General features: G+C 52.8%; 14 protein-coding genes and 1 pseudogene. 5 read left to right on the top strand and 10 right to left on the bottom strand.

Going from position 1 to position 13936, the window contains the following annotated elements:
- Positions 1-97: 97 nt before the first annotated feature.
- Positions 98-964: pseudogene (gene proB, locus Q3O06_RS02665) on the bottom strand (glutamate 5-kinase); the annotation flags it as partial.
- A gap of 238 nt (positions 965-1202) precedes the next feature.
- On the opposite strand from proB, the gene Q3O06_RS02660 reads away from it, so the two are divergent.
- A complete protein-coding gene (locus Q3O06_RS02660; protein WP_301817523.1) occupies positions 1203-2996 on the top strand; it encodes a 2-isopropylmalate synthase in 1794 nt (597 codons plus the stop codon).
- A gap of 93 nt (positions 2997-3089) precedes the next feature.
- On the top strand, positions 3090-3752 hold the full coding sequence (locus Q3O06_RS02655; RefSeq protein WP_301817533.1) for a YecA/YgfB family protein: 663 nt from the start codon (positions 3090-3092) through the stop codon (positions 3750-3752).
- A 72-nt stretch (positions 3753-3824) separates the two neighbouring features.
- Here the strand turns inward: Q3O06_RS02655 and lgt are convergent, their stop codons facing one another.
- Both lgt and Q3O06_RS02645 read right to left on the bottom strand, forming a co-directional pair.
- Positions 3825-4673, bottom strand: a complete 849-nt coding sequence (gene lgt / locus Q3O06_RS02650; RefSeq protein WP_301817522.1) for a prolipoprotein diacylglyceryl transferase — start codon at positions 4671-4673, stop codon at positions 3825-3827.
- Between the two features lie 71 nt (positions 4674-4744).
- Positions 4745-5875, bottom strand: a complete 1131-nt coding sequence (locus tag Q3O06_RS02645; protein WP_301817521.1) for a M14 family metallopeptidase — start codon at positions 5873-5875, stop codon at positions 4745-4747.
- A 169-nt stretch (positions 5876-6044) separates the two neighbouring features.
- On the opposite strand from Q3O06_RS02645, the gene argB reads away from it, so the two are divergent.
- Entirely contained in the window at positions 6045-6941 is an 897-nt protein-coding gene (gene argB / locus Q3O06_RS02640; protein WP_301817520.1) for an acetylglutamate kinase, read from the top strand.
- A 597-nt stretch (positions 6942-7538) separates the two neighbouring features.
- Here argB and Q3O06_RS02635 read toward each other — a convergent pair.
- From Q3O06_RS02635 to Q3O06_RS02620, 4 genes are all read right to left on the bottom strand, one after another.
- The gene (locus Q3O06_RS02635; RefSeq protein WP_301817519.1) at positions 7539-7829 is read right to left on the bottom strand and encodes a ubiquitin-activating enzyme; all 291 of its coding nucleotides are present in this window, start codon (positions 7827-7829) and stop codon (positions 7539-7541) included.
- Between the two features lie 4 nt (positions 7830-7833).
- Positions 7834-8502, bottom strand: a complete 669-nt coding sequence (locus Q3O06_RS02630) for a histidinol-phosphatase (protein WP_301817518.1) — start codon at positions 8500-8502, stop codon at positions 7834-7836.
- Between the two features lie 111 nt (positions 8503-8613).
- Positions 8614-9306 (bottom strand): DnaA regulatory inactivator Hda, encoded by a 693-nt coding sequence (hda, locus tag Q3O06_RS02625; protein WP_107819344.1) that lies wholly within the window; start codon positions 9304-9306, stop codon positions 8614-8616.
- Positions 9307-9410: 104 nt separating this feature from the next.
- A complete protein-coding gene (locus tag Q3O06_RS02620; RefSeq protein ID WP_301817517.1) occupies positions 9411-11180 on the bottom strand; it encodes an ABC transporter ATP-binding protein/permease in 1770 nt (589 codons plus the stop codon).
- A 21-nt stretch (positions 11181-11201) separates the two neighbouring features.
- Here Q3O06_RS02620 and Q3O06_RS02615 point away from each other — a divergent pair, with 21 nt between their 5' ends.
- Positions 11202-11327 carry a hypothetical protein gene (locus Q3O06_RS02615; protein ID WP_301817516.1) on the top strand — a complete coding sequence of 42 codons (126 nt, stop codon included), beginning with the start codon at positions 11202-11204 and terminating at the stop codon, positions 11325-11327.
- Positions 11328-11468: 141 nt separating this feature from the next.
- Here the strand turns inward: Q3O06_RS02615 and Q3O06_RS02610 are convergent, their stop codons facing one another.
- Genes Q3O06_RS02610 through Q3O06_RS02600 form a run of 3 tightly spaced genes read right to left on the bottom strand, consistent with a single transcriptional unit; the run spans position 11469 to position 13162 of the window.
- Entirely contained in the window at positions 11469-12116 is a 648-nt protein-coding gene (locus Q3O06_RS02610) for a DUF799 domain-containing protein (protein WP_301817515.1), read from the bottom strand.
- Positions 12113-12481, bottom strand: coding sequence for a DUF4810 domain-containing protein (locus tag Q3O06_RS02605; RefSeq protein ID WP_164731519.1), 369 nt, complete (start codon positions 12479-12481; stop codon positions 12113-12115). The genes Q3O06_RS02610 and Q3O06_RS02605 overlap by 4 nt, the downstream gene beginning before the upstream one ends.
- Before the next feature lie 9 nt (positions 12482-12490).
- Positions 12491-13162: a CsgG/HfaB family protein gene (locus tag Q3O06_RS02600; protein WP_301673703.1), complete on the bottom strand. Its 672-nt coding sequence runs from the start codon at positions 13160-13162 to the stop codon at positions 12491-12493.
- Between the two features lie 462 nt (positions 13163-13624).
- On the opposite strand from Q3O06_RS02600, the gene Q3O06_RS02595 reads away from it, so the two are divergent.
- Positions 13625-13921, top strand: coding sequence for a hypothetical protein (locus Q3O06_RS02595; RefSeq protein ID WP_301817512.1), 297 nt, complete (start codon positions 13625-13627; stop codon positions 13919-13921).
- Positions 13922-13936 lie beyond the last annotated feature (15 nt).

Raw genomic sequence — 13936 nt, 5'->3', positions numbered from 1 at the left:
AATAACAAGGGAAGACTTACTCGTGGCTGCAACCCTACTAGCTCAAAATTTATTCACACATGGTTACGCTTTGGGGAAATTATGAGGGGATCTCTCAGGACAAAGCGTGTTCCGCACCTTCGTCCACATAAACGCCGCCCCGGCTTTCGGAATAGAACGCCAGCCATTGCTTCTGCGTCCGCAAACCTTTGGCGCGGGGGACGAAAAACGAGCCGTCCGCCTGATTATCTGCCGCTTCGGCAAGTGCATCGGGTTTGAGCGAGGAACAGATATAGACCGGTACGCCGGACTCGGTCGCAATCGTCGCCGCTTTGATTTTGGTCAGCATACCGCCCGTGCCGTTTGACGAGCCCGCACCGCCTGCCATTTCGATGATTTCATGGTTGATGTGTTCGATTCTGTCCAGCCGTACGGCATCGGGATTGCTGTTCGGGTTGCCGGTGTAAAGCCCGTCTATGTCGGTCAGCAGCACCAAGAGGTCTGCCTGTATCATCGCCGCCACTTGCGCACTCAATGTGTCGTTGTCGCCGATTTTCAACTCCTCAACCGAAACCGTATCGTTTTCATTGATGATGGGAATCGCGCGGCGTTGCAGCAGTACGGAAAGTGCGCTGCCGGCATTTTGGTAGCGGCGTTTGTCGGCAAAGTCGGTGCGGTTGAGCAGGATTTGCGCGGACACGATGCCGTCTGAAGACAGGTTTGCCGTATATTCTTCCATCAGCAGCCCCTGCCCGACGGCGGCGGAAGCCTGTTTGTCGGCGATTTTGACCGGATGTTTTTTGAAACCCAGCGCACCGAACCCTGCTGCAACCGCACCGGAAGACACCAAGACCAGCTCGTGTCCCGCATGACGCAATGCGGCAAGCTGGCGGGTGATGGTTTGGATTTTGCCGCGCGAGAGGCTGCCGTCCGAATGGGTAATCGAAGATGTGCCGACTTTAAATACGATTCTTTTGTATTTCATTGTTTTTGTTCTTTGCGTTTGTAGCGTTTGGTTTGTTGCCGCCGAATTTGTCCTGTTCTGCCGAAATTGTCAACAATCACTCCGCACCTGCAATTAAATAGACAAAATGTATAAAATTAATAAAATCTATAGCGGTTTATTGAGATTTTTTCAAATTGATATTGCCGTTTTGTCCAAAATGCGTATAATCCCGTCCATATTTCTGCTGCGGGCAGATTGATTTTAGACAAGGACTACCATGCAATTAGATATAGACCGTCTGGTCGCCTATTTCGGCGGCGTGAACGCGCTTGCCGAAGCGTTGAAACGGCACGATCCCGAAAATGCCGCGACGACCGCCGCCATCTACAAATGGCGCACACGCGGGTCGCTGCCTTTGGCGCAACTGCAAAAATTGACTGCACTTGCCGAATCGCAAGGCAGACCGCTGGATTTGAATGCTTTTTTACAAAAAAATGAATCTCTGGAGAGAACAGAAATGACACAGACCAACCGCGTAATTATTTTCGACACCACCATGCGCGACGGCGAACAGTCGCCCGGTGCATCCATGACCAAAGAGGAGAAAATCCGCATTGCCCGCCAGTTGGAGAAAATGGGCGTGGATGTGATTGAGGCGGGTTTTGCCGCCGCCAGCCCGGGCGATTTCGAGTCGGTCAATGCGATTGCCAAAATCATCACCAAATCCACAGTCTGCTCGTTGGCGCGTGCCGTTGAAAACGATGTGCGCAAAGCGGGCGAAGCCGTTTCCCCCGCTCCGAAAAAACGCATCCATACCTTCATTGCCACCAGCCCCATCCATATGGAGCACAAACTGAAAATGAAGCCGCAGCAGGTCATCGATGCGGCGGTCAAAGCAGTGAAAATCGCCAAAGAATATACCGACGATGTGGAATTTTCTGCCGAAGACGCTGTGCGTTCGGATTTGGACTTCCTCGCCAAAATCTTTACGGCGGTTATCGAAGCGGGCGCGACCACCATCAATATTCCCGATACTGTCGGCTACTCCATCCCTTCCGTGTGGTACGAACGTATCAGCAACATCATCAAAAGCGTACCCAACGGCGACAAAGTAGTCTGGTCGACCCACTGCCACAACGACTTGGGTATGGCGGTTGCCAACTCACTGGCCGCTGTTCAGGCAGGCGTGCGCCAGGTGGAATGCACCATCAACGGTTTGGGCGAACGCGCGGGCAATGCCAGTCTTGAAGAAATCGTGATGGCGTTGAAAGTGCGTCATGATTTGTTCGGCTTGGAAACCGGCATCGACACCACGCAAATCGTGCCTTCGTCCAAACTGGTTTCCACCATCACCGGTTATCCCGTGCAGCCCAACAAAGCCATTGTCGGCGCGAATGCGTTTTCGCACGAATCTGGCATCCATCAGGACGGGGTGCTGAAACATCGCGAAACTTACGAAATTATGTCTGCCGAATCGGTCGGCTGGTCGGCCAACCGCTTGAGCTTGGGCAAATTGTCCGGCCGCAACGCCTTCAAAACCAAGCTGGCGGATTTGGGCATCGAATTGGAAAGCGAAGAGGCGCTGAACGCCGCGTTTGCCCGCTTCAAAGAACTCGCCGACAAAAAACGCGAAATCTTCGATGAAGACCTGCACGCGCTGGTGTCCGACGAAATGGGCAATATGAATACCGAAAGCTACAAATTCATTTCCCAAAAAATCAGCACCGAAACCGGCGAAGAACCTCGAGCCGACATCGTGTTCAGCATCAAAGGCGAAGAAAAACGCGCTTCCGCCACAGGCTCCGGTCCCGTCGATGCGATTTTCAAAGCGATTGAGAGCGTGGCGCAAAGCGGCGCGACTTTGCAGATTTATTCCGTCAATGCAGTAACGCAAGGTACGGAAAGCCAAGGCGAAACCAGCGTCCGTCTGGCGCGCGGCAACCGCGTCGTCAACGGTCAGGGCGCGGATACCGACGTTTTGGTCGCCACCGCCAAAGCCTACCTTTCCGCTTTGAGCAAGCTGGAATTTAGTGCCGCCAAACCGAAGGCGCAGGGCAGCGGTACGATTTGAGCGTGAAAACAGACGATGCCGTCTGAAGCAAAAAAAGCTTCAGACGGCATTGCGGCGATAGCGGGGCGCAAAACCCATTTGAAAAGGAAAATGATGGATTCCCAAAAATTTACCGAAGCGTCCAAACGGCGGTTGAGCGAGCTGTTGGATGCGAAAAGCGAGCAGGGCAATACCATGCGCTGCGATGAAGTGCAGGGCTTTATGATGGCGTTGTTGAGCGGGCCGGACAAACTGACACCGTTCGACTGGCTGCCGGAAGTGTTGGGCGACGAATCGCAATTTACCGCTGCCGAACGTTCCGAAATCGAACGGCTGGTTTTGGCAATGGCGATGGAAACAACCGCCGCGATGTCGGATAAAAAACTGCCCGATTTGTGGCTGTATGAAAACGAAGACGGCGGCAGCGATTTTTACACATGGTGCAATGCTTATCTTTACGGTTTGGATATTGTGCCGACCGATTGGTTTGAAGCCGTCGATGATGAAGAGTTTGAAGAGTTGTTTTATCCCATCATGGCATTGGGGGGTATTTACGACGAAGAGGACAACGGCGCTATCCGTCTGCAATTCACAGAAGGCGAGCTAGCGGAGCTGGAATCCGAGTTGCCTTATGCATTGGCGGATATCTACCGCTACTGGCAGGCGGTCATCAATAAACCGCAAACCGTCCGCAGGGAGGGAGAAAAAACAGGCAGGAATGATCCCTGTCCGTGCGGCAGCGGCAGGAAATACAAGGCGTGTTGCGGTAAAAATTGATGGTTCGAGCGGAATAAAATGCCGTCTGAAACTTAAAATTTAAGTTTTAGACGGCATTTTTATCAAGAAGGTTCAATTTTTCCTGCTGCCGAAAAAGATGAAGCCGGCTATACCCAAAACAATCATGGGGACGCTCAACCATTGCCCCATCGACAGCCCCAAGGTCAGCAGCCCGAGATAGTCGTCGGGTTGGCGTGCAAATTCGGCAATAAAGCGGAATACGCCATAGCCACCTAGGAAGAGTGAGGCCACTTGTCCGGTCGGACGCTGTTTTTTCGAGAACAGCCACACGGCGATAAACAGGCAGATGCCTTCAAGTGCAAACTGATAAAGCTGCGAGGGATGGCGCGGCAGCATACCGTATTGTTGCAACCATTCTGCCCAAAGCGGGTTGTGTGTCGCGGCTTCGGCATCTTCGTAATGGGCCTGCGGGAAGCCCATTGCCCAGAATGCGTTGATGTCGGTAACGCGCCCCCACAGTTCGCCGTTGATGAAGTTGCCGATACGTCCCGAAGCGAGACCCAGAGGAACAAGCGGTGCGACCGTGTCCATCAGTTTGAGGAAGCCGATGCCGTGCTTGCGGCTGAACAACCACATGGCAATAACTACACCCAAAAAGCCGCCGTGGAACGACATTCCGCCTTCCCATACCTTGAAAATATCAAGCGGATGGGCAAGGTAGTCGGAAAACTTGTAAAACAGGACGTAACCCAAACGCCCGCCTAAAATCACGCCCAAAATGCCCCAAGTGAGGAAGTCGTCGAGCGATTCTTTGGTAAAAACGGACAAGCCTTGCGCGATGCGCCTTCTGCCGAGAAAGGTAAAAAGAATAAATCCGAGGATGTAGCTTAAGGCATACCAGCGGACGGCAAGCGGGCCGATACTGATGAGGACGGGGTCGAATTGGGGATGGGTAATCATAATGTTCCTTGATTTCAAATGCCGTCTGAAAGGCGGAAGGCTTCAGACGGCATTTTCGGGGAGGGGAAATGTCAGCGCAAATCGCCGGCGACGTTCAAAATGGCGGAAAGCACCGCTTCCCCAAGCCGCAAAGAACGCTGGCCGTTCCAGCCGAAGTCGTCGTCGGGCAGGTTGGCATTGTCTTTGAACGGCATTTCCAGCGTGTAGGCAAGGCAGTTGAAACGGTTGCCGACCCAGTTGGTCGCTAAGGTCATATTCGCTTTGCCCGGCGCGTCTTTTTCGTAACCGTATTCGTCTTGGAAATCGGGACTGGCGTTCAAAAGGGCGGTTTTGAACTGCGCTTCCAACGCGGAAATGCGCGGATTGTAGTTCGGCACACCTTCAGTTCCTGCAACAAAGACAAAGGGCAGCCCTTCATCGCCGTGGATGTCCAAAAACAAATCCACGCCGGTTTCCAGCATTTTTTCGCGCACGAAGAACACTTCGGGGCTTTTTTCCAAAGTCGGGTTTTCCCATTCGCGGTTGAGGTTCGCACCGGCGGCGTTGGTACGAAGGTTGCCCAGTGCCGAACCGTCAGGGTTCATGTTTGGCACGATGTAGAACGTGGCGCGGTCGAGCAGGGTGCGTGCTGTCGGGTCTTGCGGATCGAGCAGTCTGCCGAGCAGCCCCTCGATAAACCATTCCGCCATGGTTTCACCCGGATGCTGGCGGGCGGTAATCCAGATTTTCAAATCACTTTCGACCTGATTGCCGATGGTCAGCAGATTGATGTCGCGCCCTTGCACGGTGCTGCCCAAGTCATCGATGCGGCACAGGCCGCTGCCTTGCGCGTCGCCGAGGAGGTTGAGGTGCTGCTCTTCGGAATAGGGTTCGAAATAGGCGTAGTACACGCTATTAGATAGCGGGGTATGGTTGATGGTCAGTACGCCGTTTTCATAGCTCGTCGGCACGCGAAACCAGTTGCGGCGGTCGTATGAGGCACATGCCTGATAGCCTTCCCAGCCTTTCGGGTAGGCGGCTTCTGCCGCGTTTTCAAAATGCATGATGCAGTTTTGATAGGCCGCGCCTTGCAGCCGGAAGTAGAACCATTGTGCAAAATCGGAGGCGTTGTCGGGACGCAGGGCGAGGCGGATGTTGGAAGGGTCGTTCAGGTCTTTGACGACGACCGAGCCGGCATCGAAGCGGGTGCTGATTTTAATCATGGGAAAGTCCTTGCTGTCGCCGGTTTCTCGAACCGGATAAGTTGTGATTTTACCGCCCGTATTGCAAGGCTTCAACCTGCCCGAAGGTATGCCGGATGCCGTCTGAAGATTGTTTCAGACGGCGTTTGGCGTTAACATAAGCCGAAATTGTCAACAATATGGAGCCGTTATGGCGTTTGAAAACATTATTTCCGCCGCCGACAAGGCACGCATCCTTGCCGAAGCACTGCCTTACATCCGCCGGTTTTCCGGTTCGGTCGCCGTCATCAAGTACGGCGGCAACGCGATGACCGAACCTGCCTTGAAAGAAGGGTTTGCCCGCGATGTCGTGCTTTTGAAGCTGGTGGGCATTCATCCCGTCATCGTTCACGGCGGCGGGCCGCAAATCAATGCGATGCTTGAAAAAGTCGGCAAAAAGGGCGAGTTTGTCCAAGGGATGCGCGTAACCGACAAAGAGACGATGGATATTGTCGAAATGGTGTTGGGCGGGCACGTCAACAAGGAAATCGTGTCGATGATTAACACATATGGCGGGCACGCGGTCGGCGTGAGCGGGCGCGACGACCATTTCATTAAGGCGAAGAAACTTTTGGTCGATACGCCCGAACAGAATGGCGTGGACATCGGACAGGTCGGTACGGTGGAAAGCATCGATACCGGTTTGGTTAAAGGGCTGATAGAACGCGGCTGCATTCCCGTCGTCGCCCCCGTCGGCGTAGGTGAAAAAGGCGAAGCGTTCAACATCAACGCCGATTTGGTGGCAGGCAAATTGGCGGAAGAATTGAACGCCGAAAAACTCTTGATGATGACGAATATCGCCGGTGTGATGGACAAAACGGGCAATCTGCTGACCAAACTCACGCCGAAACGGATTGACGAACTGATTGCCGACGGCACGCTGTATGGCGGTATGCTGCCGAAAATCGCTTCTGCGGTCGAAGCCGCCGTCAACGGTGTGAAAGCCACGCACATCATCGACGGCAGGTTGCCCAACGCGCTTTTGCTGGAAATCTTTACCGATGCCGGTATCGGGTCGATGATTTTAGGCGGAGGGGAAGATGCCTGAAGCAAAGTCGGAAAATGCCGGCTTTGGCGGAAAACCCGTTTGTCCGGTTTTTGTTTTTTGGGTTTCGGGCAATTTCTAAGTTGTTATTCCCGAGAAAACAGAAACCAAAACAGAAACCTAAAATCCGTCATTCCCGCCGGGAATCTGGTTTTTTTGAAATCCGGTTATCGTATTTCCTTAATGGTTGAAACCCCGCCACTCGAACATCCGTCCTTCGTGGCGGCAGAATCAGACTTTGTTTGGGAGGGGTGTAACCCCTTCCAAATCAGGGCAACACATAGGGAGACGCTTTATGTGTCGTCCTGTGTGTTGGAACATTTCGGATAAATTCTCGCGGCTTTGATTTTCTGTTTTTCGATAACGCCATAACTTTGAAATCTCGTCATTCCCGCGCAGGCGGGAATCCAGACCTGTCGGCACGGAAACTTATCGGGAAAAAAGGTTTCTTTAGATTTTATAGTGGATTAACAAAAACCGGTACGGCGTTGGCTCGCCTCAGCTCAAAGAGAACGATTCTCTAAGGTGCTGAAGCACCAAGTGAATCGGTTCCGTACTATTTGTACTGTCTGCGGCTTCGTCGCCTTGTCCTGATTTTTGTTAATCCACTATACGTCCTAGATTCCCACTTTCGTGGGAATGACGGGATGTGGGTTTTTGTGCGGATTTGAACCGGTAAGGGTGGTGTGGGATTGGTGGAATGACGAAATATAAGTTTCCGTGCGGACGGATCAAGATTCCCACTTTCGTGGGAATGACGGTGGAAAGATTGTTGTTTTTCCCGATGAATTCCTGTGTTTTTTGTTTTTCCGGATAAATTCCTGTGGCTTTGAGTTTTTGGGATTTCAGCCTCAATGCCGTCTGAACGCCGAATCGGGCTTCAGACGGCATTGCGTCATTTGAAATTCAAAACCGGCCAGCCTTTTTCTTTGGCTTCTTTTTCCAGCTCGGCATCGGGGTTGACGGCGACGGGTTCGCTGACGAGGCGCAGCAGCGGCAGGTCGTTTTTGGAGTCGCTGTAAAAATAGGTTTTGCCGTAGCTTTGGAGCGTTTCTCCGCGTTCGGCGAGCCATTGTTTCAGTCGGGTAATCTTGCCTTCTTTGAGGCTGGGCGTGCCGATGTAGTTGCCGGTGTAGCGGCCGTCGGCACCGGTTTCGAGTTGCGTGCCGATGATGTTGGTAATGCCGAAAAGGCGGCAGATGGGGGTGATGATAAACTCGTTGGTCGAGGAAATCACGAGGGTTTCGTCGCCTGCCATTTGGTGGCTCTGTACCAGCATACGCTGCATGGGCGAGATGTGGGGGATGATGTATTCCGCCATAAATTCGCGGTGAAATTCTGCCAGCTCTTCTTTGCTGTAACGGGCGAGCGGGGCGAGGTGGAATTTGAGGAATGCGTCGATGTCGAGGCAGCCGTTTTGGTAGTCGCGGTAGAATTTTTCGTTTTGCGCTTCGGTTTCGGCAGCGTCAACCAAGCCTTTTTTGATGAGGTATTGCGGCCAGGCGTGGTCGGAATCGGTGTTGATGAGGGTGTTGTCGAGGTCGAAGATGGCGAGGTTGTTCATCGTATTTCCTTAATGGTTGAAACCCTGACACTCGGACATCCGTCCTTCGTGGCGGCGGGAGCAGACTTTGTTTGGGAAGGGTGAAATCAGGGCAACATATAGGGAGACGCTTTATGTGTCGTCCTGTGTGTTGGAACATTGGGTTTCCTGTTGTTTCAAAAGCTGGCGAAGCAGCGGCAGGGTGATGCGTTTGCCCATGGTTACGGCGTAGTTGTCCAGCGTGTCGAGCATCATCATCAGGCTGTCCATATCGCGCCGCCAGTGTTTGAGCAGGTATTCGAAAATTTCGGAATCAACGGTTACTTGGCGTGCCGCCGCCATACTGGCGAGCGCGTCGATTTTTTCTTGGTCGGTTAAGGGTTTGACTTCGTAAACGAGGCAGTACGCCATACGCGTCCGCAAATCTTCACGGATGACGAGCTGCTGGGGCGTGTATTCCGAACCGAGCAGCAAAAAGCCTTTGCCGCTGTTGCGGAAGCGGTTGAAGATGGAAAAAAGCAGGGCTTGTTCTTCGTTGCCCAGCTTTTCGACTTGATCGACGGCGAGGTATTCCGCCTCAAACGCGGCATCGGTCAGCGGCATGGAGGCGGCATCGATATAGGCGGCGTTTTTGCCGGCTTCGAGCGCCTGTGCGACCCACGCCTGCAACAGATGGCTTTTGCCCGCGCCTTCCTCGCCCCAAACATAGATGAATTGTCCGTGTTTGTGTCGGAGGACATAGACCAGTTCCGCGTTTTCCGTGCCGAGGAATTTGTCGAAACTCGGATAGTCGTGTGCGGCAAAGTCGAAAATAAGCTGGTTCACGGTTCGGCATTCCGAGGGGTGGTAAACGGGTTTATTGTACGTTGTTTTCGCGTGCTTTATCAATTTGAAAAATGCCGTCTGAAAACGGCTTCAGGCGGCATCGTTCAGCCGCAGGCAACGTTGCCGACATCGAGGTGCATATTGTGGAACGCATTGAGCGTGCTGCGGTGTCCGATGCTGATGATGATGCTGTCGGGCAGTTTTTGCTTTAAGGCGCGGTAGAGCGCGGCTTCGGCCGGTTCGTCCAAGGCGGCGGTGGCTTCGTCGAGCAGGACGATTTTGGGCTTGGAAAGCAGGGCGCGGACGAAGGCGACGCGTTGCAGTTCGCCCGGGGAGAGCTTGTGCTGCCAGTCGTCTGTTTTATCCAATTTGTCAATCAGATAACCCAAACGGCAGGTGTTCATGGCTTCGGCTAACTCGGGATGCTGTTTGTCGATGTCGGGGTAACAAACCGCATCGCGCAGGCTGCCCTGTGCCGTGTACGGGCGTTGCGGCAGGAAGAGGATGTCTTGATGCGGCGGATGGCTGACTTTGCCGCTGCTGCCGAACGGCCAAAGCCCCGCCAGCGCGCGCAACAGCGAGGTTTTGCCGCAACCGCTCGGACCGCGTATCAGCAGGGAATCGCCGCTTTTGAGCTTGATATTGATACCGTCTAATAAAACTTCGCCGTTGTGGCGGAACAGGGCGACGTTTTCCAGTGCAATGCCGTCTGAAACTTCGCTAATCTCGGGTTGCTGCGCGCTGTGTTGTTCTTCGGTACTCAGCAAAAAGCCGTACAGACGCTCCAGTCGGGCGCGGTAGGCGGTGAATTTGTTGTAGAACATCCGGAAGAAAGACAGCGCGTTTTGCAGTCGTGCGAAGGCTTGGACGGTCTGCTGGATGTCGCCGATTTTGATTTGTCCGGCAAACAGGCGCGGGGCTTGCAAAATAATGGGAAAAAGCTTGATGCCGTTGGTAAACATATCGTTAAAGCCGCTCAGGCAGACGCTTTGCCGTGCAATACGCCAACGATTGCGGATAATGGCTTTGAAGCGGTCGGAAAGCCGGCTGTGTTCGTGTTTTTCGCCGCTGTAAAACGCCACGCTTTCGGCGTGGTCGCGCACGCGGATAAGGGAATAACGGTAGTCGCCGTTGAGCTTTTCGTTTTCATAGTTGTAACGAATCAAAGGGTTGCCTATCCACATGGCGATAAAGGTCGCCAAAATCACGAAAATAAAGACAAACCAAACAATGCCGCGCGGAATGTCAAAGCCGAACACGGTCAGGATGCCTGCCAAACCCCATAAAACAACGGCAAATTCTAGAGAAGTAACGACCGAATTGACCATGCCGCGCACAAATTCGATGGTCGAAGCGATAAATTCTTGCGCGTCCTGTTGGATACGCTGGTCGATGTTGTCCGGCGCGTGGCGGCGCATTTGCAGGCGGTAGTAGTTTTTGTCGGCAAGCCAGCGCGAAGTCAGCACTTCATTGAGCCGCTCCGACCATTTAATCGCCAAGCCTTGATCGAGGAAGTCGTTGACGACGTTGTTAAACGCCCGTATCAGCACCACGCCCGCGTTCATCGCGGCAAACATCCAAAATGCTGAAGCATTCAAATCCTGCATCGAGTCGTAAAGCCCTTTGGACATAAAGGTACTCAGAACATTCAGCCGCACTTCGGTTAACAGCAGCGTAATCATCGCCGTAATCAGCAGCAAGACTTTGACCGCGCTTTTGGGTGTCAGGCAAAGGCGCAGGATATAGGCAAACTCGCGACCGAAGCGCGTTTTCCGTGTCAAAAACAGAATCACCGCCGAAGCGGCGGAAATTATCAAGAGAGTCTGTAAAAGCCAAAGCGGTGTGGAATAAAGCTCGGTTTGCCATTTTTGCATGGAAAATCTCTTACGGTATCAATGCCGTCTGAAAAAGACGGGTACAGTCGATTTTTTGATGAAGTTTGGGGAAGTTTTGCCGGTCAGGGCATATTGCGTGTTAATTTACCATACAACCACGCCGAAATTAAGTTTAAATTTGAATAAAAGGTTCGGGTTCTGCAAAATACAGAACCCGAACCTTGTTCGGATATTGAAACCGGCCGCCCGATTTTGGGCGGTGCGGCTTGCAAGTATCAAGATTCGCATATGCCGTCTGAAGCTCGGAGAGGTTCAGACGGCATATGCTTATTTAGGCTGCTCTTCGACGAATCTCGGACCTTTCAAGATGCCGTTGTGGGAATAGGGCGACAGCAGGTTGTATGCGGCGGTTTTGGAAACCTGATAACCGCGGTCGGTCAGGCTGTTGGCAATCTGATTGACCACTGCGCCGACCAAAGCCCCCAATAGGCCGCTGTTGCTGTTGTTGCTGCCTTCGCGGATGCTGACCGAACCTGACCACAACTCTTTTCCGTTGCGGGAATCGACCAGCCGTGCTATGGCGGATACGGTGGTTACGCTGTCTAAAATTTGATATGAAGTGCCGTATTCGGTAACCGTAATGTACAAAACTGCATCATTGCCGAAAATCTGATGCAGTTTTTCCGGCCGGACGGCGTGAATATCGGCGGCATTGGTCAAGCCGTTTTGTTTGAAGGTTTCCTCTACGACTGCGGCGGGGAAGACGTAATAGCCGGCTTCGGAAAGCGGCTCGGCGGTCGAAGCCAGCATCCCCCAAGTGCCGTTGACATCGGGCGACTCGTTCAGCGGCGGAACCACCAAAATTGAAGCCGGTTTGCTTTCCTTGAATGACGTGTAGTCGAAATCGGGCGCTTTTTGAACTTGGCAGGCAGACAGCGTCAACACGGCGGCAAGCCCTAAAATCAAAGGTTTCATCGCTTGCCTCCTTTACCGGTTTTCATCAGGAAGTCCATAAATACGCCCGATTCGGGAAACAGCCTTTTCTCTTCTTCAAACTGGCGGAACGCGCCCTCTTTGTCTCCGGAACGGGAAAGCAGCAGTCCCAGATGGGCGTGCGCACCCGGGGCGGCATTCATTTTTTTGTTGCCGGCTTCCACAAAGTATTTTTCCATCTTTTCGGTCTGCTTGCCCAACGAAGTGTCGTCGTTTTTCAAACCTTCATAGACGGTGTCGGGATAGCCGCCGTAATAATACAGGGATTTTTGCCCGTTGCCGCCGCAGGCGGTCAGAGCCAAGACCGCCGCACACAGCGACAAACGGCTCAAGGTTTTCAGATTCATCATTTGTCCTTAACGGTTGGGTTGCCATACGCCGTTGTCGACAGCCTGAACCAGATTGTTGACGGCTTCGCGGATTGCCAAGTCCAAAACTTTGCCGTTCAAAGTCGCATCGTAGCCGGAAGTGCCGCCGAAACCGATGATTTCACGGTTGGAAAGTGCGTATTCGCCCGCGCCCTGTGTGGAATAGACGATTTCGGAAGTATTGACGTTGACGATATTCAGAGCCACTTTTGCATAGGCGATTTGCGATTTGCCGCGACCCAAAATGCCGAAGAGCTGATGATCGCCGACATCTTTGCGTCCGAATTCGGTTACATCGCCGGTAACGACATAATCTGCTCCTTTCAGGTTTTGCATTTTGCCGGAAATGCCGGATTCCTGTTTCAATGCGCTAAGGTTGGTGCGGTTCAGTACGTTGAAGCGGTTGGTTTGTTGCAGGTGCGTTACCAGAATGGTTTTCGCCTGGCTGCCCAAACGGTCTTCCCCGTCGGAGAAAATGCCTTTTTGGAAACTGGAGCGGTTGTCGAATGTTCCAACGGAAATCGGGGTGCGAACACCGTGATATTGCGTATTGTAGGAGGCGACTTTTGCTACCTCGAGGCTGCGTGAGGATTCGGTCGCACAGCCGGTCAGTGAAACGGCAGCGGCGGCAAAAGCGATGGCGGCGGAAATTTTCTTCATGAAAACTACTCCAAAATTGTTAGAGGAATAAAGAGGTTGTTATTATTATTTGCATGTAATTTTTAGTCAAGGTGTTTTTGTCTGTCGGGGTGTCGAAAGATTTGCCTGTGTCGGCATATTGGCGGATATAGCGTGCTTTTTGATGCCGTCTGAAAAGAAGGGCGGGTGTGGAACCTGCCCTTTGATCGCAGGGCACATGGGGCGCGATTATCTACCGCCCGTTCTGCATTGCTTCCATGACGGTTAGCTAGGCTGCCTGAAAAACAAGGCCGTCTGAAACAGGCGGCTTTCCCTGCACCTGAAAAGGCGTGTTTCTGCCGCAGGCAGGCGGTTTTTTTGTTCTATCGGGATATTGAAATATGTTTCAACACACAGGACGACACATAAAGCGTCGCCCTATGTGTTGCCCTGATTTGGGGTGGCGGTGTCGCATCAAACCGCCCCGAGAACATTACTCCGGAAGTGGCTGCCGTAGTAAGCGATGCGGTAAACCAAATCAAAACCTGCTCCAAGCGTCTGTTGGCAGTAGATATTACCTATAACTTTCTCTATACTGCTCCCGGTACGATTTGGGAAGTGATTGAGGGTATGGCTGCCGATATGATTGCAAACCTACGCTATGATGATAAGCGCAATCCGCTTGCCACCTATATCGGTTGGATCAGAGTGCTGCGCGGCCGGCGGCAGTATGCCGCCTGCGTGAATACCGCCGCACTCAACTACCGCTCGCGTTTGGAGCTGGCTTTTCTCGATCTTTGATTCGTCTGGGAGGGC

Origin of the sequence: Neisseria maigaei (genome assembly GCF_958267405.1) — a bacterium.
Classification (GTDB): Bacteria; Pseudomonadota; Gammaproteobacteria; order Burkholderiales; family Neisseriaceae; genus Neisseria; species Neisseria bergeri.
The sequence above is the reverse complement of the archived record's forward strand: the minus strand, read 5'-3'. Positions and strand labels throughout refer to the sequence as shown.